This is a genomic window from Chryseosolibacter histidinae (genome assembly GCF_018598225.1).
In the GTDB taxonomy this organism is placed as follows: domain Bacteria; phylum Bacteroidota; class Bacteroidia; order Cytophagales; family Cyclobacteriaceae; genus Chryseosolibacter; species Chryseosolibacter histidini.
The window spans coordinates 1-20,920 of the sequence record NZ_JAHESF010000072.1; the positions used below are offsets into that span (position 1 = coordinate 1).

A 20,920-nucleotide genomic window follows, 5' to 3' on the forward strand; every position below is an offset into this window, starting at 1 on the left:
GGCGCGGCGTGGCCGACAACCCCCAGGACGGACCTTCACGGGGTCTGCTGCCGATGCCGGTAAGGAGGCAACCCTGGAGCTCGCCATGATCGACGACTCGGACGAGACCTACGTGAACGGTGTCAGGGCCGGGAGCACGCGGGGATACAGTGAAAAAAGAATTTACCGGATCCCGGCGGGCATTCTGAAAGAGGGAAACAACGTGGTGGCTGTGCGGGTTGAGGACACCGGTGGCGGCGGAGGTATTTACGGGGATGAATCGCAGGTGAGAATTGTCACGGGCAGCACATCGCAGCCCCTGGCAGGAGACTGGTCATTCAGGGTGGAGACTATCTCCAAACGCGCTGCTACTGTGGGACCCAACAGTTACCCTACGCTGCTGTTCAATGCCATGATCAACCCGCTGTTGCTGTTGGGTATCAAAGGTGCCCTCTGGTACCAGGGCGAGTCGAACGCCGGCCGCGCTTACCAGTATCGCAAGGCGTTTCCGCTCATGATCACCGACTGGAGAAAACGCTGGGCACAGGGTGATTTCCCGTTCTACTTTGTACAGCTTGCAAGCTTCAACGCCAGCCATGGCACCAGCGCCACCGGAAGCACATGGGCAGAGCTTCGTGAAGCACAGACCATGACGTTGTCTTTGCCCAACACCGGTATGGCCGTGACCACCGACATCGGCGATGCCAATGACATCCACCCCCGTAACAAACAGGATGTAGGTAAACGCCTTGCAGCATTGGCGCTTGCGCGAACCTACGGAAAGAGCGGCGTGGACAGTGGCCCTGTATACAAATCGATGGAAGTGAAAGGCGACAAGGTCATTGTTACCTTCAGCAATACGGGCGGAGGCCTTGTTGCCAAAGACCGGTACGGATACCTGAAAGGATTTGAAATTGCCGGAGACGATCAGAAGTTTCAGTACGCAAAAGCATACGTTGATGGAAACACGGTTGTGGTTTACCACGAAGCCGTGAAGGCTCCGGTAGCGGTGCGCTTCGGCTGGGCCGACGAGGCATCCGACAACAACCTCTACAACAAAGAAGGTTTTCCGGCGGTGCCTTTCAGAACAGACACCTGGAAGGGTATCACCGAATCAGGAAAATTCTGGATCAGCAAATAAATCGATGAAGATCGTTATCACCGATGGCTATACGCTGAACCCTGGCGACCTCAGCTGGCAACCTTTTCACGAATTAGGTGAAGTAACTTACTACGATCGCACAAAGCCGGAAGAGCTCGTTGCGCGTTGCCGCGAAGCCAACATCATCGTCACCAACAAGACTCCCATCCAGGAGCCGGTCATGCTGACGGCACCTGGCCTGAAGCTGATCGCGGTAACAGCCACGGGCTACAACGTGGTGGATACTGCGGCTGCCAGGAAACACGGTATATCCGTATGCAACGTACCCGAATACGGAACCCATTCGGTGGCCCAGCATACTTTTGCTTTGCTGCTGGAGCTCACCAACCACGTGGGCAGGCATGCGCAAAGTGTCAGGGAAGGAGAGTGGGTTCGTGCCATCGACTGGAGCTATGCCAGGGCACCCATCATTGAACTGAGGGACAAAACGCTCGGCATCGTAGGTCTCGGCAGGATTGGTAACCAGGCTGCGGCCATTGCACGAGCTTTCGGTATGAATGTTATTTATCACCGTGGCCGCGCGGAAAAAGCGCAGGCTGCGGCTGTCGGTTTGGAGGCGCTGTTTTCCACCAGTGATTTTGTGTCGTTGCATTGTCCCCTGAAACCGGAGAACCAAGAGTTTGTGAACAAGGCGTTGCTGTCGCATATGAAACCTTCGGCATACCTGATCAATACTTCGCGGGGCCAGCTGATCCATGAGCCTGATCTTGCCGAAGCCCTGAAGCGTGGTGTGCTTGCCGGCGCCGCCCTCGATGTGCTGAGCAAGGAACCGCCGCCACCCGATCATCCACTGCTCGGCCTTTCCAACTGCCTCATCACCCCGCACAACGCCTGGCTCAGCTTCGAAGCCCGCCAACGGATCTTACAGATCACCCTCGGGAATGTAAAAGCTGCGTTAGGAGGTAAACCGCAGAATGTGGTGAATTAGGTGTTGTTACTGCAGCAAGATTCCCGCTGCCTTATATTGATTGTCGCCAACCCTTTCTACCTCCAGGAAGATCTCGTCATCGGGGTTGTTTTCAACGAACTCCATGTCGTGGCCTGTCCACACATGACTGGCCCCCGGAAAACCTTTCACCTGAATAGTATCATTCACGGCGATATCCACGATCTGCCGGCGATCGATGGCAAAAAGCAGCGTGTTCCCTTCAATTTGATAAGTCATAAACGGTTGATTTAGTGTGTCCCATCAGTGTCTCCTGAAGGGGACGCTGATGACCTCCTTTGAAAAAAAACGAGCCAACAACCACCAGCACCTAATGCCTTAATGCCCAATCCCGATGCCTCTGCGTCAGGATAGCTCATGAAATTTTACGTCTACCCGGTATGAGAACAACATTCCTGATCACCCTGCTTTTGCTGACTGTTGCAGCACAGGCCCAGCCGCTGAAGAAAGGCGCGTGGCACCAACTTTTTAACGGCCGTGACCTTACGGGGTGGGACACCTACATCGGGCGGATGTACGATACGCTCATCAGCAAACGCACCGGTGAGCCGATCGGATTGAACCGTGACCCTGACGGCGTGTTCTCTGTGGTGCGCGAAGACGGAGCGCCCGCCATCCGCATCTCCGGGCAACACTTCGGGGGTATTTCCACACTCCGCGAATTCGAAAATTATCACCTGAAGCTGGAGTTCAAGTGGGGCAAACAAAAATGGCCCCCGCGCAGGAACCAAAAACGAGACAGCGGTGTGCTCTATCATGCTGTGGGGCCGCACGGCAAGGATGGCGGATCATGGATGCGCTCTCAGGAGTTCCAGGTGCAGGAGGGCGACTGCGGTGATTATTGGGGCGTTGCCGGCGCTGTGTTCGATATCCCTGCCAGGAAAACTTCCGGCGATGCCGTCTATGATGCATCGGCGCCGTTGCTCACATTCCGCGATAAAGGCGAGCAGGGAAGACATTGTGTGAAAGACCCCGATAATGAAAAACCCTCAGGTGAATGGAACACGCTTGAAATATATTGTTATGCAGACACGGCAATTCATGTGATGAATGGCAAAGTGGTGATGGTGCTCTACAAGTCAAGACAAACTGACAACGGAACGGAAACTCCCCTCACCAAAGGCAAGATCCAGATCCAAAGCGAAGGCGCCGAAGTGTTTTACAGAAATATCGCGATCACTCAGATAGATCGGATGCCAGCAGACCTGAAAATTTCTGCGCACTGAATTTTAAGTTAGCGAAATTAATATTCACGCAACAATCCGGTATCACAGGATTCACATTCTAAAGATCGGTTACAAGGAATCCTTGCAATCAATCCTGTTAATCTTTAAATCCTATAAATCCTGGTAGGCAATCAATCCTGTCAATCCTTAAATCCTATCAATCCTGGTCTAAAACTAGAAAACCGATCGGCCATCTGCCAACCGGTTTTCAACCTAAACCTACACCTACTAACGTGTAGTTTTTCTTCCAACGCTCAGTCTATTGTACCGAACGTGTAAATTTTATTTGAATTCAATTTCTGTCACTTCATTCCAGGGCACATAAGCGGGGTCTGATTTTCCCGGCGCGAATATAAGAAGTCCCTGGTTACGTTCATTAACATCCTGCGCTTCCTCCAACGTTATTTTTTTACCGGTTTTCAATTCGATCGTAGCGCGGTGTTCTCCCTTGGTTGTGATCTTTTTTATGTTACGAAAGGCAGTGATGTATTCAAACTCGCCATTCTTTCCCTGCAGCAATTCGTATTCGTGTGATTCATCGAGGTCATAGATGATCCTGCCTGAAAAAGATTTTCCATCATGCGTGGTTACCTTTCCGCTGAGCTCGCGCTGCGCGGCAAAATCTTTGTATGTACATATCGGTTCCGGTGTCTTGTCTTCGAATACTACTTTTTCGAACTCCCGCCACGGGATGTCTACTGCTGTGAACTCTTTGCTCATCACGATCACCCCGCGGTGGCCTGAGCTCACATCGTTGCTGCCATCCAGCCACAGCTCACGTCCTGACTTGAGCACCACGAGGCTTCTGCTGCCGTGCCTGGTGATGGACCGGATCTTGCTGAACTCGATGGCCACGTCACCGTCATCCGAGTCGCCGTCGAGCTTGTCGGTGCTGATGCGTTCGTCATGATCCCACTGGATGTAGCCTGCAAATTTCTCGCCATAAGCTTCCACAGTGCCGTACAGCGGCTGTCCGAATTTTTGTTCAAGCTTCGAGGGTGTGTCCATAAATTCGACCTTTTCGATCCTGCCCCAGTACACCTCTACATCGCCGATCTCTTTGTCGGTGATCCTGATGTCGAGGCCCACATCGTTATATCCTTCGCCACCTACCTCAAATTTCTGGCCATTGCGCAGTTCCAGCTCAACATATTTTTTCCCGGCCGGGCGCAGGCTTTTGATCTCCCCGAACTGGCAGGCAAACTGATGGATGTAGTCGCCGCCATCGCTGTGCCAGTGACTGCTTCCCAGCCAGCGGGTGAGGTTGTTGTCCCAGTTGAACCAGTCGTAGTTCCTGTCGTCCAGCAGGTCCCGTTCGCGGTCCGACAAATGCCGCAGGTGCTCGTTCCTTTCTTTGGTGGCATTGAAGATATCGTTCCAGTAGATCTCTTCCTTTCCCCAGCGGATGGGCCCTTCATAAGTGCGGTTGTCTTCCGTATAAACCTTGCCATAGATAAAACCTGTATCCTGGGCACGGACACTGACAAATACCATCAAAGCTGTGACAAGCGGGAGGGACCGGCGAATGGATGCTTTCATAAGGGGGTGTTTGTTTACCATTTTTGTGTTCTTTGCTGGATTATACTGCTAAAATGCCCTGAAGTTGCCCTCTTTCTATGGAGAAGGGGATGGACCGGCCGCTTGATTGACTGAATCGGGAGAAAACACTACCCGAACTGATTCGAAGTTTGGCCTTGGAATGAAGGAAAAGGAGTAAGGAGTAAGAATTAAGTAGTAAGAAATAAGGTACGGTGTTGGGAAATCAGATACAGTTTCTATAATGAAGGGTTTCCGCCATCGGAACCTTGCCGTGATTCAGCACTACGCTCTTCTGGCTCCTGACTTCTGGCTCCTAGTCCTTACTCCTTACTCCTTAATTCTTACTCCTTTTCTATTGATCAATCCACTTCTTAAACTCAGGGGTCCTTTCGGAACTGATGACTACTTCCTCCTCCGTCTTGGGGTTTAGCAAGAGCTTGATGCGACCTTTGAAGTAGGGGTGGATCTCGGCGATGGAATCGAAGGTGATGATGAATTGCCTGTTGATCCTGAAAAAGACCCGGGGATCGAGCACATCCATGAGCTCTTCCAGGGGCTGGTCCATGGGATAACGTTTCCCGTCTTTGGCGACAATGTACGTGAGCTTATTCTCACTGAAGAAATAGGCGATCTTATCGGCTGAGAGCGCGATGATCTTCTGGCCCAGGCGCACCATGAAACGCGACTTGTATTCCGCCGGTGCGGCCTTGAGCAGCCTGAGCATTTCCTGGTAGTCGATGGCGGCAGGTTTGGGCGCCAGGTTCTTCAGCTTGCCGAGGCTTGCCTTCAGTTTCTCCTGCTGCACGGGCTTCAGCAGGTAGTCGATGCTGTTCACTTCAAAAGCTTTGATGGCATACTGGTCGTAGGCGGTGGTGAAGATCACGGGTTTCTCTACTTTCACCTGCTCGAAGATCTCGAAGCAGAGGCCGTCGAGCAATCGGATGTCAGTGACGATGAGGTCAGGGTGCGGGTGGCTGCGCAACCACTCCACGGCGGAGGCTACGGTCTGTAACCTCGCCACGATGTGGGCTTGAGGCTCGACCTCGAGCAGTGATCTTTCCAGTTTTTCAGAGGCGAGCTTTTCGTCTTCCAGGATCAGTATGTTCATGCCTGTTCAATTTCAAGCAGTGGGATATGTACTTCGAAATGGGTTTCGGTTTTCAGGATGCGCACGGGTTTGTCTGTAAAGTAGGCATACCGGTTTTGAATGTTCAGCAGCCCGCTTCCCCGGCGCCCATCCTTGTGATTTTTTTCGTTGAGCGTGTTGCTCACCATCAGGTAATCGTCTTCAAGCTGCAGCAGGTGGATGGTGAGCGGACTTCCGTCATGGATCACGTTATGTTTGATGGCGTTCTCGATCAGCAGCTGCAACGTCAGGGGCGGGATCATACGCGCCTGATAGCCGGCCTTGAGGTTGCGGGTGAACTGGATGTTGTTGTCGAACCTGGTGCGGATCAGATACATGTAGGCGTCGATAAACGCCAGCTCTTCCGACAGCAGGATGAGGTCGTCCGTAGCCTTGCTTTGCAGCAGCGCGCGGTAAACTTCGGCAAACTTGTCCACGAATTTTTTCGACCGCAGCGGATCGGTGTCGATCAGCGCCGAGAGGATGTTGAGGTTGTTGAAAAGAAAGTGCGGGTCGAGCTGGCTCTTCAGAGAATTGAGCTGCGATCGCATGTTCTCCTTCTGGATCTTTTCGGCGGCAAGCTCTGACCTGCGCCAGTGTTTCAGGAAATGAAGGCTGAAATAGATGGAGAACACCGGTATAAAGATCATGGCACCCCATACGTTGGTGGCGAGAACCTGGTCAACGGTAGGCGGTGCTGTGGTGAGCATCAGCTTCAGCGCAAGGTAGGAGAGGTTCATGAGCACCAGCAGGTAAATGAGCCCCAGTGCGAGGTGAACAAAGAAACGAAGGTTGCCCCAGCGGTTCCAGGGCATCAGCTTGTCGAAGCGGAGTGTGAGCTGCCGGTTTCCCCACCAGAGCAGCACGGCTACAATGATCAGCCATCCGGTGGTGAGATAAAACACCGTGGAAGGTTCTGTGTACCACGCCCAGGCTGCGATGCCACCGGCGGCCAGCGCGGTCATCAACAGGTAATAGAAACGACGTGTTCTCAAGGTACTCGTCAGTATCAATGAAATGTGATTTCGTTTATTTTCCTCCAGCTTACGTACTGGGGTTCTTTTTTTCCTTTTACGAAAACAAGAACACCGCCGTTTCGTGCCGAAACATCCTGCGTGTCGCCCAGCAGTAGGGTTTCACCGTTTCTCAGGGTAATGGAAGAATAATCCGAATTCTTGGGTGTGATCTTTTTGATGTTCTTAAACAGCACACTGTACTCGATGTCGTTGTCTTTTCCTTCCAGGATCTCGATGTCGAGCATCTCGTCGATATCGAAGATGATCCGGCCCGTGAGATCGTCGCCATCGAGCTGAGATACGGTGCCCTGCAGCAGCGCGGGCGGTGTGAACTGTGCGTAAGACATGCCGGTGTTGTCGGGTGTGGCGAACGTAATATTTCTGAACGCTTCCCAGTTCACTTTTACGATGCCGATGCCGGGAGTCACCACGAGGATGCCGCGGTTCTCATCGTTCACGTCGTTGGAGCCGGTGAGGTAGAACGTGCGGCCCGAGCGCAGGGTGACCCGGCTTCCGCGTCCTTGTTTTTCGATGGTGCTGATCTCGCCGAACTTGATGGCTACATCGTCGTCGTCAGCATCGCCATCGAGGCGGTCTGTGCTGAGGCGCTCATCATTGTCCCACACGATAAAACCAGTGAACTTTTCGCGGCGCGTGCCCTCCACAGTTCCATACAGGGGTGTACCGAAGATGGACTCCAGGCGGGCCGGCGCAGGCATGAACTCGATCCGGGAGATCTTGCTCCAGCTCACGCTGACGATACCCAGCTCGGGGTCGAGCACCTGGATCTTTGCACCTACGTCATTGTATCCTTCACCGTCGATCTCGAACTCCTTGCCGTTCTTGAGCTTCACTTTCACGTCGTCATTGTTCATGATGATGATCTCACTCAGGTTCCCGAACTGGACCGTGAACTGGTGCGCAATGATCTTGTCTTCCCAGATGCTGCCGAAGCTCCAATCGATGTTGAACCAGGTATCGCCTTCGTCTTTCTGCTGCGGCACCAGCTTCTTGTACTGGTCTTTGGTTTTGGAAGCATTGAAAAGATCGGTCCACAACGCCTCTTCCGTTCCCCATCGCAGCAGGCCTGTATAGGTAGTGCCGTTGGTATGTACCTTACCGTAAATAAATCCTTCCGGCGATTGTGCTTTTGTTTCCACCGCAAATGCCAGCACGGCAATTGCGATCCCTACGATCACCACGATCCATCTGTATATTGAACTCATCTCCTTGCTATCTTTCACCATAATACGCATATCTGGGGTAAAAGTGTGCAGTAAGCCGCTCCGGGACAAAGAGAGACTGACTGAACCGGGAAGGGAAAGTGCTGAATCGGGTCTTTGGGATGGCTTGACGAATTTCATTACATACAAACTTAATGAATGTACCGCTCATTTTCATCCATGCTGTGACGAGCGGATCGTACTTCGTAACCTCGTACCTTGTATCTCGTACCTCGCATCTCGTACCTCGAAAGTTGGGCAATTAAATCAGAAATAGTAGATTGCTGTGTATCACCTCAAATGCGTGAACGTAACTTGATCATAACTGCCTGCTTCAGACCCCATGCACATTAACGCTGTAATTGTTGACGACGAACGCAAAGGCAGGGAGCTGCTCACCCATTTGCTTGGATTGTACTGTCCTGCCGTGCGTGTTGTGGCCGATTGTTCTTCTGTAGCGGAGGCTGTTCCCATCATCGAGCAGCATGGTCCTGACCTGGTCTTTCTCGATGTTGAAATGCCAGGAGCGTCGGGTTTTGAATTGTTCGGCGGCAACAACAAGGGTGTTACGTTCGAGACCATCTTTACCACCGCGCACAGCCATTATGCGGTCGACGCCTTCAACGTGAACGCCTCGGGGTATTTGCTGAAGCCCGTGGTTCCTGAAGCTTTGGTTAAAACGGTGACCAAAACCCTCGAACGCATCGCGCATAAGCGAAACAGTCAGACCCACGATCTGCTGCTGGAGCAGGTGAAGAAAGCCAACGAGGTGAAGCGCATCGGCATTCCAACCCTCTCGGGTGTCACTTTCGTGGAAGTGGACAAGATCATCCGGTGTGAGGCTTCCAGCAACTACACCATGGTCTATTTTACAGAAGGCAACAAGATGGTGGTCAGTCGAACCTTGAAAGAGTTCGAAGCCATACTGTCTCCCTATCATTTTTGCAGGATCCACAAATCGCACATCATCAGCCTCAGGCACATCGCTTCCTATCATAAAGGAGAGTCGGGCAGCCTCATTTTAACGGATGGCACCACGCTGCCCGTAGGCTCCCAGATGAGACCCGCCCTTGAACGTCAGCTGAAGATTATTTAAGAGTCCACAGTCCACGGTCGACAGTCCACAGCATCTTCCCTTCGAAATAGTCGTCAGACCACTGACCGTGCGCCGGCCTGTGCGCAGTGGTCCGACGACTAATTCAAACCCGGATTTCAAACAATGCGAACCGTGGTACACGCATTATGCCTTAAGAGACCGCGGGTCCCGCCCTACATTGCTGCGTTTTTAAAATCCAATAACAACGCAAGCAAGTGATATGAAAAAGTCAGTTTTACTGTTTTGTACGATCTTATGGGGGCCGGCCTGGCTTATGGCGCAGCCCGGATCCCTTGATCTCACCTTCAATGGAACGGGCCGGAAGGAGATCAATTTTGGCAACAATAACACCGCTGCCGACGCTAAATCCTTTGCCATAGTAAGAGACGGTTCCGGAAATTTTTTCCTGGCCGGCAATGGCGGCGATGATTTCGCAGTGCTGAAATTGAAAGCTAATGGCACGCCTGATAACACTTTTGGTGAGGGCGGTTTTGTGATCGCGGCGCTTAGTCCGGAATATGACGCGGCGCGTGCTTTGGCCCTGGATGCCAATGGAAATATCTACTTGGCCGGATATGCCAATAATGGCCTCGATGATGATTTCGCCTTATTGAAGCTGAAACCCGATGGTACACGTGATAACAGCTTTGGTACAAATGGTGCATTGCTGATTCCCGGTCTTGGTAACGATCTGTCAGATTACGCCTATAGCATTGTGATCAACGGCGATGGCGACATCTTTGTGGGCGGGTCTGTGGAATCCCCCTCACAATACAACGATTGTGCGGTGTACAAGATCAAACCGAACGGTGCCTTCGATAACACTTTCAGCGGAGACGGCAAGCTCGTATATTCGATGTCAAGCGAACATGATAACATCAACGCCATGGCGTTTGACAGCGATCACAACCTGGTGCTGGTGGGCGCAGCAATGAACGATGAAGGTACCCAGGGATTTGCAGTGACCAGGGTAAAACCCGATGGCAGTTTTGATGAGTCGTTTGACAGCGACGGAAAACTGATAATACCCTACTTTGGTTTGACCAGCTACGCAACGGAGGTGGTCATCGATAACAATGGTGACCTTTACCTGGCAGGTACTGTTTTTACTTCACCGTATCATAAAACGCAGGTGGTGAAGCTCAAGCACAACGGCAGCCTGGATTACGGGTACGGCGTAAACGGAAAGATCTTACCCGAACCGTTTGGCGCCAATAATTTCTATGGCGGCAATATGGTGCTGGACGCCGCGGGCAACCTGATCCTGGGAGGGTACGCTGGAACAGGTAGCGAGATGGATTTTGCGCTGACCAAAGTGAAGCCGAACGGTGATATCGATCTTGATTTCGGTGGCAACGGGGCCGCAACCTTTTCTGTCGGCGATGTAACAGACATCGGCAATGCTGTGTTACTGGACGTCAATGGTAATATCTTTATTTCTGGCTTTGCATGGAATCCGGACTTCAACAGCGCACGCATCGCCTTATTAAAGAGTTTTCCAGGTGGTGCCCTTGATGTTACATTCGGCAATCAGGGAAGAGTTTTGTTCAGCGCAGGCCCTACAATTGATGTGGCTGAAGACATGGTTTTCGACAGCAATGGTAGCCTCTACGTGGCCGGTACCGTGGGCGATGGCACCGATGGTGATTTTGCCTTGGTGAAGCTGAAACCCGATGGTGCTATAGACAATAATTTTGGCGGTGGCGATGGTAAGGTAATTATGCCGATGGGCGTGCAAGGTTACAATGATCAGCCATCCGATGTAGCGGTGGATGCCGCGGGAAATATTTTTATGGCTGGGTTCGCTTTCAACGGAACCAACCATGACTTTGCTGTGCTCAAGCTGAAGCCCAGCGGAAGCCCTGATCCCTCTTTTAATGGAGACGGCAGGCTATTGCTCGATTTTGGATTCAGTGAATATGTTACAGACCTGCTGCTGGACAAAAACGGTCGTATCTATTTGATCGGTCAGGCAGCCAACGGCAACTACTATGATTTCACCATTATCCGGCTCAAGGCAGATGGTACACTTGACGCCACCTTCAACGGCAATGGCAAGCTGTTTGTATCCATAGGATCTACCAACGATTTCGCCAACGACGCAGCCCTGGATAGTGATGGCAATATTTACGTTACAGGGCAATTTGAGGGAGGCAATGGCGATTACGCTGTTATAAAAGTGAAACCTGACGGCACCCTGGATAATACCTTCAGTGATGACGGAAAGCAGGTGATTCCGGTGGGAGTCAGCAATGACATAGCGCAGGCAATCGATATTGATGCCAATGGCAGTATCTACATAGGAGGTTATTCGTACGTGCCGGGAGGTGAAGCCGATCTGTCGCTCGTGAAGTTAAAGCCGGATGGTTCACTTGATAACAGCTTCAGCGGCGACGGCAAGCAGATCGTGTCGCTGCCGAACTCCAATGATTATGGTCGTGAGCTTCTGGTAGAAGGCGGGAATATTTACATGGCCTTCGAATTCAACAGCATCAACGGTACCGAAATGGGCATCGCGAAGATCAAGCAGGATGGCACATTGAGTGCAACGTTCGGTACCGGCGGCAAGGCTATTTATGCAGGCTCAAACCCTCAGGCGTTCAGACTGTACCAGGGCGAGCTATACCTGGTGGGCTCAAATTATAAGGGAGACTTCCTCGTGCTGGACATCAACAACAAGGATGTACAGAATATCTCTGCCCTTCCCGCACTTGAAAGAACTTACGGTGACGCACCGATAACGCTTGAGGCTATCGCCAGCAGCGGACTTCCCGTCACCTACAGCAGCAGCGATCTTTCTGTTGCCAGCGTATCAGGCAACATGGTCACCATTCTCGGAGCAGGTAATGCCACAATCACAGCAACGCAGGCCGGTGATGAGAGCTACGTTCCCGCCAGCACATCGGCGGCACTGGTGGTGAACAAGGCCGTGCTCACAGCTACCGCCAACAACAAGAGCCGCGCCTATGGGCAAACGAATCCTGCGTTCACCATCGCTTATCAGGGCTTCAAAAACAATGAGACCGGCGCCGTGATCAATACCGCTCCAACCGCAGTCACGCAGGCCACAACTGCATCTGATGCCGGCGACTATGACATCGTACCTTCCGGAGGTGCCGACAACAACTATACGTTCGCCTATGTGAAAGGAACACTTACCATCAACAAGGCCGACCAGGTGATCACGTTCCCTGCCGTGCCTTCTAAAACGTTGAGCAGCGCCGCCTTCAACCTTTCGGCTACAGCATCATCATCATTGCCTGTGGTCTATACAACGTCATCAGACAAGGTTTCGCTGAACGGTGCGCAGGTTACCGTGGCCAAAGCAGGCAGGGTGAGCATCAAGGCTACACAGACGGGCAATAAAAATTACAACGCAGCCACGGCAGAGGTGAGCTTCTGCATCGATCCTTCCAAACCTTTGATCACGGCGTCGTTCACCAATCCCGAAGCGCCGGTGCTCACGTCGAGCAACAACGCCGGCAACCAGTGGTACCTGAACAACACCCAGATCAGCAATGCTACCAACGCCACGCTCACGGCATCGCAGGCAGGCACATACAAGGTACAGACCAAGGCCGACGACTGCTTCAGCGAATTTTCAAACGATTATGTGCTGATAGTAACAGGTGTCGAGCATAACAACGTTGAGCCCGTGTCAGTGTATCCCAATCCATCTACAGATTTTGTGCGCATCAGTGGTGTGAGCAGTAAGGCCGCGCATGCCGTGTCAGCCATCACGGGTGCCGGTCAATCGCTTCCCTACACATTCGAAGAAGGAAACCTGGTGATCGATGTCCGCACATTGGCCGCCGGTATCTACGTTGTGAAATTTTCAGGAGCCCAGGGAGCGCGCCAGGTGAGCTTTGTAAAAAAATAAGGAACCCAAAACGACAAGCAAAACATCATGAAAACATATAAGTCTTTGTCTCCGGTATTGTTAGCCGTGCTCTTACTGATGGAAAGTTTCCTTTACTCCGCCTGTGATGGAGATGGGGAGCCTAAAACGGCCCGGCAGAGCGCCCTTGAAAAGCTGACGGCAAAAACGTGGAAGATCAAGTCGGTGACGGCCGATGGTGCAGACGTGACCTCGAAGTTCGCAGGCATGAGCATCACATTCACCGAAACCACTTTTACGGTAAGCAACGGATCAACCATGTGGCCTGCTACGGATGTGTGGTCATTTGTCAACGACGAAGCCGTATCCATCAAACGTGGCGACAATGTTCAGGTAGAGATCGCCGCCCTCACGGCATCATCGCTGACACTCACCCTGCAATGGAGCAAGAACGCGTTTGGTCCCGGCAGGGAACGATCGGTGACTGGTAACTACACTTTCATTTTTGAATGAGAAGAAGAAAGGTACGAGGTACGAAATACGAAGTACGATAGCCCGAACTGCATTCATCGTACCTCGTATTTCGTACCTCGTACTTCCTCAGGTCTTCATCTTCTTCCTCTTGGCCGAAGGAAAGAGCACGTTGTTGAGGATGAGGCGATAGCCGGGAGAGTTGGGATGCTGGCTCAGGTCGGTACCCTCTCTCCATCTTGAGGGCGAGCCTTCGGGGTCGTGTCCGCTGTAAAATGTCCAGTGGCCGCGGCCCTGCTCGCCATAGATATACCTGACGTTATCGCGGTTGCGGTTTTCACCGAGGATCAGCACCGTAGGCTTCACCACATATTTGCTGAAGGCAGTGGTCTGGCCATGGAACTCCCGGATCACGTGCTCATGGTTCTGGGTGAGGATGGAAGGGATGATATCCCATTTGGCGGAAAACTGGAACACATCGAAGAATCCCGTGTTGCGGTCGAAGAAGTCAGGGCGGCCGGTGTTTATGTCGGAGAACCTGCGGCTGTAGCCAGGCTCGAGGGTGAAGTTCTCGAAAGCGAAGGTCTTGGTGAAGTCGAGCTTCTGCTGCGCTTCAGGGTCAGGCTCGTCGCCGTCATAAATGCTCTCATTGATATCCACGCCATCGGCAGCCAGGGCGATGTCGAAGGTCTCGGCGCCGGAGCACATGGCGAAGAGGTATCCGCCACCGCTGCAGAAAGCTTTGATCCTTTTGGCCACATCGAGCTTCATGGCCGACACTTTCGTGTAGCCCAGGCGGTGGGCTGTGGCCTGCTGAATGTCGGCCTCGATCTTGGACGACTCCCGCCGCAGAAAACGACCATACTGTCCCGTAAAGTCTTCGTGGTGAAGGTGAAGCCAGTCGTATTTGGCCAGCTCGTCTTTCAGTACTTCTTCGTCATAAATGATATTGTAGGGGATCTCGGCGTATTCCAATACCAGGATCACGGCATCGGTCTCATCGAGGATCAGCTCGTTCTTCGGAGAATATACGGCGATGCGTGGGGCGCGCTCCAGCCGCACTACATTCATATTCACGGAGGGGCTGGAGATCTCTTTCAGGATGGTGTTGGCATTGGCTTCAGAAACCCGCTCGAAGGTAACGCCCCGCACCACACATTCGTCTTCGATCTCCTTGTTCCAGGTGATCATAAAGCTTCCCCCGCGATAGTTCAGCAGCCAATCTACCTCGAGGCCTTTCTTGAGTATGTAATAGGCGATGCCATAAGCTTTCAGGTGGTCCTTCTGGCTGCCATCCATGGGAATCAGCAGGGATGAAGCGCCGCAGGCCGTGAATGAAAAAATGAAGATGACGATAAGATACTTCAACATAACATCGGGTGATTAAATGTCAGTTGCCAGCGGGATGATATGCTTAAATTAATCAATGTTTCCCGTATTCCTGAAAACCCGTTGATGTTTATTTGAGCGGCGCATGCAACCGTTGCCGGTAAGTCGTCAGACCACTGCTGTAGCGCTTGCCGGACCCTTCAAGAGCTATTCACGGGGCACGCTGGCAAAAGTAAAGCACCACCATGAAGAACTCTTGAAGGGTTAACCGTAGACGATTTCCCACACCCGACCCAATCGTACTTCGTAATTCGTACCTCATACCGTACCTCGCAAATCGTACTTCGTACCTGAAAAAGTGTTGTTTCAATAGCCCAACGTTATCCGATCGATGAACCGGGCATAGATATTTTATGCCCCTGTGAAGTGAAAGCCCAAAGTGTGGGCGGCCACTGTATCGTTTTCAACCAACAACCAATATGTGTGCTTCCGCGCGGGGGACTTCCATTATGAAACGCAGCTTATTCATCATTTTGTTTTGCACGTTGCTGAGCCCTGTTATGTTCGCTCAGTCTATCACGGACTCGCTTCGGTGTGCCGACCGCATCTGGGCCATGAAGAAGAAAGCCCTGGTGGTGCAGTATTTCGATCTTACGGAGGCCGAGAAGGCCGCATTCTGGCCCGTGTATGACAGCTATTATTCAGCTACCCAGTACATGGAAATGGAATATATCTTTCTGCTGGCCAGTTACCGGAAGAACAGTAACAACGGTGAAAAGCTCGAAGACCTGCAAAAGCAGATGCTGAAGAACGACGTGCAGATGGCCAGGGTAAGGAGGATGTACTTCAAAAAATTCAGAAAAGCACTTTCACCGGCGCAGGCCAGCACCTTCATGCAGCTCGACGATACTTTACGAACCATGCTGCGCAATGAGGTGGGGCAGGGCATGACCCCGCAGGAACTGTCGCTGAACTCTTATAGCAGAAATAGATAGGAGCCCACGGCCCACGGACGACAGTCCACGGCATGTTCCCTTTCGAAGGCCGTTATCCAGAACGGTGCTTTGCGTGATGGCAGGTGGGAGCGAAGGATCTCCTATTGACTTCACTGATAATACAGAACCCGTTTGACTTTCTGACACTGATCGTCTGTGGTCTGTGGACCGTCGACTGTGGACTCTTAATAGTCCATCCGTCTTACGGTACTCCGCTTCTTTTGTCTCTTCTTTATCAGGAGAAACTGTTCGCGTTTATTATTCAGCGCCGTTTCAATGACACCCCGTGCCTCGAGGTCGCGTTTTACCTGCAGCACTACCAGGGCGATATCGCCGAGATCGTTCGTGGCATTATCCAGGAGCTCGTTGAGGGAGATGCTTTCTCCATTTTTTTTGATCTGCGCGAGAATGTACTCGGTGATCTTTTCGTATTCTTTCCGGTGGATGAGCGGCCCTCTTTTTTGCGGGGAGCCCAACATTTCTATCTTTTCCATAGTGAGGTCTTTATTTGATCATGTGAATGAGTTCATGGTTTACCTTTTCGTAAGGAAGATTGCCTGATGATGAGATCAGGTTTCAATACCACTTTACGGGGGAAGTCTTTCGATCCTTTTGATAATTCCTGCAGGAAGATCTCAGCCGCTTTGTTGCCCAGGTGGATGCTGTGCTGGTCAACTGTGGTGAGCTGTGGATCTGATAGCGAAGCAAACGATTCGTCGCTGAAGCCAACGATGCCGATATCTTCCGGTACCCGCTTTCCCATCTGCTTCACCATCTGGATGGCACCCATGGCGCTCAGCGCACTGGCCGAGAACACAGCGTCAGGCGGCTCCGGCAACGCCATCAGCTTCTGCATGCATTGGCGGCCGTCTTCAAACTGCAGGTTGCTCTCTTGCACCAGCGACTCATCGAACGGCAGTCCGTGTTCCGTCAGTGCCTCGCGGTAACCTTTCAAACGTTCCTTGAAGATGCTGATCTTGCGGATATTGGTATAGTGGGCGATGCGCCGGTAGCCTTGCGCGATGAGGTGCGCGGTGGCGTAGTAGGCACCGAGAAAATCGTCGATCGCTACCTGGCTCACACCGAGGTCGTCGCTGGTGCGGTCGAACAGTACCAGGGGGATTCCTTTCTCCTTGATCTTTTCAAAATGTTCGAAGTTTGAAGTGCCTTTGCTGTAAGAGGCGATGATGCCGTCAACCTGGGCGTTGAGCAGTGCTTCAACCGTGGTTACCTCCTTCTCGAAATTCTCGTGCGTCTGGCAGATCATTACATTATAGCCGGCGGTGTTGGCGATCTCTTCAATGCCACGCACAGCCGATGAGAAGAAGCTCCGGTCGATGCGTGGAACGATCACCCCCAGGATCCTGCTCTTTCCGTTACGCAGCGCGGCGGCAATGTTGTTCGGCTGATAGTTCAGGCGTTTTGCCATTTGCAATACCGACTGCTTGGTCTCTGCGCTGATGCGTGGATTGTCGTTCAGCGCACGCGAGACCGTAGAGGCCGTGATGTTCAGCTCTCGGGCGATATCATGAATGGTAAATTTATCCTTTTTCATCGGCGGGGTTTTTAATGATCTTCGCTAACCGGTTATAAATGAACTGGTTATAAGTGCGAAAAAGGCGATTAAGGCCATATTTGTGTAATCGATTGCGCAAATTACATAAACTAACGGCAGGAACGCAGTTTTGGTTTTAAATTAATATTATCAATGCGTTGAAAATCTTACTTCATCGAATGCGGAGGCAACCTATTGCAGGAATTTTTGTTCTTTTGATACAAAGTCATCATTGGCACTCGTTTTGAGTGGCGTGATCGAGATTTGAATGCTTCCCCATGAATAAGATCTTCTATATTTTCCTGCTGACGCTTATGACAACAGCAGCCAGCGCCCAGGCCCAGGTAGTGAATACAAAAGCCTTTATCGAATGGAATCCTTTTTACAGTTTGAAGTGGGACGACTTCCAGGGCAAACCCGGAGAAGATGCTGCCGGCGATGCTGGAACTTCCGTTGCCATTCAAGCCAAACCTTATATGGTGGGAAAGAAAGTGCAGTATGATGTGCACGTGTTGTTCAACAAGGAGAAGTCATGGTCACGTGATCAATCGCCGCAACTGCTGGCACACGAACAGCTCCACTTCGATCTCGCCGAGGTCTTCGCACGCCGCATCCGCAAAAAGATCCAGGAGCTTGAAGAGCAGAACGTGAACGAGGTCAAAGCCTATAACAAAGCCATCCAGGCCCTGCTCGAAGAAAGCAACGAAGCAGACAGGCAATACGATATGGAAACCCTTCACGGCGCCCTCGATAAAAAACAGGAAATGTGGCGGACAAAGATCAAGGAAGAGCTCCAGCAGCTGAGTGCCTATAAGAAATCGAAGCGGGTGATCACAGCAGGTTAAAAGGAGCCAGGAGTAAGGAGTCAGGAGGGGGGCGGTCCCGACTGCGTCCTCGTTTTTCAAATCTATTTCGTAGCTTCGTAAAAACCACCTCTTTATGAAAACCTTACTCTCAATCCTGCTGATTGGTGCAATACAAACGGGCTGGTCACAGCCGGTACTCGTAAACCTCCAGGTGAAAAATCAGATCAATGGCACGCCGCTCGATGTTGCGCTGGAAGGACTTCAGGCCAGCGCCGTGAAGAAAGTTGCTGCCGGCAAATATGCGGTCACAGTGGATCCCGGCAGGGAAGAAGTCGTGACCCTCTCCAGGGACGGGTACTTCGACAGCCAGCTCCGGCTCGACTATGAGACCGTAAAGTCGGCTCCTGATGTGGAAGTTCAGCTTCAGCCCGGCATTCCCCAGCTGCACATTTCAATTCTCAGCCAGGAGACGGGCGAGACCCTGCGGTCAGCGATCGATCTTTTTACCATGGATGAATCTTCCATTGTTTTTAGCGAAGAAGTGGAAGTGTCGCCCTACACGATTGACCTCGAGTATGATAAGGTACATGTGCTGCAGGTAAGATGTCCCGGGTATTTCTCCTATAAGGATACCATCGATTTTGCCCGTGTTTTCGATGGCCGCGTACGGGAAAAGAAGATCGGCCTGGTGCGGCTGAAGGCAGGCAACAAGATCGCCCTCAACAACATCTATTTCAACCAGAACGAAGCCACCCTCACCGATTTTGCCAAGCTCATGCTGGCCGAGCTCACCCACGTGCTGGAGCAGCAGCCGGGTATTGTTATCGAAATTGGCGCCTATACCGATGACGTCGGAAGCAACGACTACAACAAAACCCTTTCAGAAAAACGGGCGCTGGCGGTGAAACAGTATCTGATCGAAAAGGGAGCGAAGCCGCAGCAGCTGCTTTCGAAGGGATATGGTGAGGTCAATCCCGTGGCACAGAACACCAACGATGCAAACCGGGCGTTGAACCGCCGGGTCGAATTCAGGATCATCAGTATCAAGTAGAGCTTCGAAAGTTTTCCCGCAGATTGCGCAGATGAGCGCAGATTTTTTTAATGGAAGAATCTGCGAAAATCCGCGTAATCTGCGGGAAATTGTATTTTTGAGTCTAAACCCAACCCATTCGTGAAGATCACCGGCCACATTATCGACATTGAGAACGAAAGGATCTATAACGGCGAAGTAGAGGTCAGCAATGGAAAGATTGCACGCATTACCGAAAAGGCGGAGGTTGCCGATCAATATATTTTGCCTGGCTTCATAGACGCGCACGTCCACATCGAAAGCTCCATGATCGTGCCCTCAGAGTTTGCAAGACTGGCCGTTGCGCATGGTACCGTGGCCACCGTCTCTGATCCGCACGAGATCGGCAATGTGCTGGGCGTGGAGGGTGTCAGATACATGATCGCCAATGGCAGCCAGGTACCTTTCAAATTTTACTTTGGCGCGCCCAGTTGTGTTCCGGCCACAAGTTTTGAAACGGCAGGTGCGGCCATTGATGTGAAAGATGTTGAGGTGCTGCTCAAAGATCCGGCGGTGAACTACCTGGCGGAAATGATGAACTGGCCCGGCGTGCTCTACAACGATCCTGTAGTGAAAGAGAAGTTATCGCTGGCGCGGAAATACAACAAGGTCGTGGATGGCCACGCACCCGGTCTCACGGGCGATCAGGCGAAGCAATACGCTACCGCGGGCATCAGCACCGACCATGAGTGCTTCACAGCCGAAGAAGCGCTCGACAAGCTGAAATACGGTATGAAGATCATTATCAGGGAGGGGAGTGCCGCCAAAAATTTTGAGGCCCTTGTCAACTTGCTGCACGATCATGCAGGCCAGATGATGTTCTGCTCCGACGATAAACATCCCGACAGCCTCGAAGAAGGCCATATCAACGTACTGGTGAAACGGGCGCTGGCCAAAGGTATCGACCTGTTCAAGGTGCTGAAGGCTGCGTGCATCAATCCCATCGACCACTACCGGATGCAGGTTGGCAGGCTGCGGCCGGGAGATTCGGCTGATTTCATCGTCGTGGACAACCTCACCGCATTCACCGTGCGCAATACATTCATCAACGGCGTGATGGTGGCAGAGAACGGCGTGAGCAAGATCGCACGGGTGGCCGGTGGCACCGTGAATAACTTCAAAAAGAGTTACCGGAAAAGTGAAGACTTCGTCATCAAAGCCACGGGCAGCTCCATGCGGGTGATCGAAGCGCTCGACGGACAGCTGATCACCAACGTACTTATTGACAAGCCCAGGGTTGAAGGCGGAAACGCCGTGGCCGATGTTGATCGTGACATCCTCAAGATCGCCGTGGTGAACCGTTATGCGGAAGCTGCGCCGGCAGTGGCATTCATTAAGAACTTCAACCTGAAAAGAGGCGCGATCGCATCATCTGTAGCGCATGATTCACATAACATTATCGCTGTGGGCACCGACGACGATTCCATTGCCCGGGCAGTGAACCTCATCATGGCAGAGAAAGGAGGTATTGCAGCTACAGATCAGCATAACTCCCTGATCCTGCCCCTCCCCGTAGCAGGCATTATGTCGGCAGACGACGGCTA

The 20,920-nt window shown here is 52.1% G+C and carries 18 protein-coding genes; 10 read left to right on the forward strand and 8 right to left on the reverse strand.

Features of this window, described 5'->3' with window-relative positions; translation table 11 throughout:
- A partial coding sequence (locus tag KK083_RS31345; RefSeq protein ID WP_254170112.1) for a sialate O-acetylesterase occupies positions 1 to 1,120 on the forward strand: 1,120 nt, incomplete at its 5' end.
- Between the two features lie 4 nt (positions 1,121 to 1,124).
- On the forward strand, positions 1,125 to 2,069 hold the full coding sequence (locus KK083_RS31350; protein WP_254170113.1) for a D-2-hydroxyacid dehydrogenase: 945 nt from the start codon (positions 1,125 to 1,127) through the stop codon (positions 2,067 to 2,069).
- Positions 2,070 to 2,075: 6 nt separating this feature from the next.
- Here KK083_RS31350 and KK083_RS31355 read toward each other — a convergent pair whose 3' ends face one another.
- Positions 2,076 to 2,306: a hypothetical protein gene (locus tag KK083_RS31355; RefSeq protein ID WP_254170114.1), complete on the reverse strand. Its 231-nt coding sequence runs from the start codon at positions 2,304 to 2,306 to the stop codon at positions 2,076 to 2,078.
- 161 nt (positions 2,307 to 2,467) lie between these two features.
- Here KK083_RS31355 and KK083_RS31360 point away from each other — a divergent pair, with 161 nt between their 5' ends.
- Positions 2,468 to 3,313 carry a 3-keto-disaccharide hydrolase gene (locus KK083_RS31360; protein ID WP_254170115.1) on the forward strand — a complete coding sequence of 282 codons (846 nt, stop codon included), beginning with the start codon at positions 2,468 to 2,470 and terminating at the stop codon, positions 3,311 to 3,313.
- A 282-nt stretch (positions 3,314 to 3,595) separates the two neighbouring features.
- Here KK083_RS31360 and KK083_RS31365 read toward each other — a convergent pair whose 3' ends face one another.
- From KK083_RS31365 to KK083_RS31380, 4 genes are all read right to left on the reverse strand, one after another.
- Complete coding sequence (locus KK083_RS31365) at positions 3,596 to 4,852, reverse strand: hypothetical protein (RefSeq protein ID WP_254170116.1); 1,257 nt, start codon at positions 4,850 to 4,852, stop codon at positions 3,596 to 3,598.
- Positions 4,853 to 5,204: 352 nt separating this feature from the next.
- Positions 5,205 to 5,960 carry a LytR/AlgR family response regulator transcription factor gene (locus tag KK083_RS31370; protein WP_254170117.1) on the reverse strand — a complete coding sequence of 252 codons (756 nt, stop codon included), beginning with the start codon at positions 5,958 to 5,960 and terminating at the stop codon, positions 5,205 to 5,207.
- Positions 5,957 to 6,973 carry a sensor histidine kinase gene (locus tag KK083_RS31375; RefSeq protein ID WP_254170118.1) on the reverse strand — a complete coding sequence of 339 codons (1,017 nt, stop codon included), beginning with the start codon at positions 6,971 to 6,973 and terminating at the stop codon, positions 5,957 to 5,959. The genes KK083_RS31370 and KK083_RS31375 overlap by 4 nt, the downstream gene beginning before the upstream one ends.
- Before the next feature lie 14 nt (positions 6,974 to 6,987).
- The gene (locus tag KK083_RS31380) at positions 6,988 to 8,220 is read right to left on the reverse strand and encodes a hypothetical protein (RefSeq protein WP_254170119.1); all 1,233 of its coding nucleotides are present in this window, start codon (positions 8,218 to 8,220) and stop codon (positions 6,988 to 6,990) included.
- 340 nt (positions 8,221 to 8,560) lie between these two features.
- Here KK083_RS31380 and KK083_RS31385 point away from each other — a divergent pair, with 340 nt between their 5' ends.
- From KK083_RS31385 to KK083_RS31395, 3 genes are all read left to right on the forward strand, one after another.
- On the forward strand, positions 8,561 to 9,313 hold the full coding sequence (locus KK083_RS31385) for a LytR/AlgR family response regulator transcription factor (RefSeq protein WP_254170120.1): 753 nt from the start codon (positions 8,561 to 8,563) through the stop codon (positions 9,311 to 9,313).
- Positions 9,314 to 9,533: 220 nt separating this feature from the next.
- Entirely contained in the window at positions 9,534 to 13,193 is a 3,660-nt protein-coding gene (locus KK083_RS31390) for an MBG domain-containing protein (RefSeq protein ID WP_254170121.1), read from the forward strand.
- Between the two features lie 27 nt (positions 13,194 to 13,220).
- Positions 13,221 to 13,664: a hypothetical protein gene (locus KK083_RS31395; RefSeq protein WP_254170122.1), complete on the forward strand. Its 444-nt coding sequence runs from the start codon at positions 13,221 to 13,223 to the stop codon at positions 13,662 to 13,664.
- Positions 13,665 to 13,751: 87 nt separating this feature from the next.
- Here the strand turns inward: KK083_RS31395 and KK083_RS31400 are convergent, their stop codons facing one another.
- Positions 13,752 to 14,993 (reverse strand): asparagine synthetase B, encoded by a 1,242-nt coding sequence (locus KK083_RS31400; protein WP_254170123.1) that lies wholly within the window; start codon positions 14,991 to 14,993, stop codon positions 13,752 to 13,754.
- Positions 14,994 to 15,460: 467 nt separating this feature from the next.
- Here KK083_RS31400 and KK083_RS31405 point away from each other — a divergent pair, with 467 nt between their 5' ends.
- Positions 15,461 to 15,946, forward strand: a complete 486-nt coding sequence (locus tag KK083_RS31405; RefSeq protein WP_254170124.1) for a hypothetical protein — start codon at positions 15,461 to 15,463, stop codon at positions 15,944 to 15,946.
- Positions 15,947 to 16,131: 185 nt separating this feature from the next.
- Here KK083_RS31405 and KK083_RS31410 read toward each other — a convergent pair whose 3' ends face one another.
- Positions 16,132 to 16,440: a DUF6958 family protein gene (locus KK083_RS31410; protein ID WP_254170125.1), complete on the reverse strand. Its 309-nt coding sequence runs from the start codon at positions 16,438 to 16,440 to the stop codon at positions 16,132 to 16,134.
- Between the two features lie 32 nt (positions 16,441 to 16,472).
- Positions 16,473 to 17,501 carry a LacI family DNA-binding transcriptional regulator gene (locus KK083_RS31415; RefSeq protein ID WP_254170126.1) on the reverse strand — a complete coding sequence of 343 codons (1,029 nt, stop codon included), beginning with the start codon at positions 17,499 to 17,501 and terminating at the stop codon, positions 16,473 to 16,475.
- Positions 17,502 to 17,779: 278 nt separating this feature from the next.
- Between KK083_RS31415 and KK083_RS31420 the strand changes: the two genes are divergently transcribed.
- The 3 genes from KK083_RS31420 to ade all read left to right on the forward strand — a co-directional run.
- Positions 17,780 to 18,346, forward strand: a complete 567-nt coding sequence (locus KK083_RS31420) for a DUF922 domain-containing protein (RefSeq protein ID WP_254170127.1) — start codon at positions 17,780 to 17,782, stop codon at positions 18,344 to 18,346.
- Between the two features lie 94 nt (positions 18,347 to 18,440).
- Positions 18,441 to 19,358: an OmpA family protein gene (locus KK083_RS31425; protein ID WP_254170128.1), complete on the forward strand. Its 918-nt coding sequence runs from the start codon at positions 18,441 to 18,443 to the stop codon at positions 19,356 to 19,358.
- 120 nt (positions 19,359 to 19,478) lie between these two features.
- Positions 19,479 to 20,920, forward strand: a 1,442-nt coding sequence (gene ade, locus KK083_RS31430) for an adenine deaminase (RefSeq protein WP_254170129.1), incomplete at its 3' end; no start/stop codon positions are given.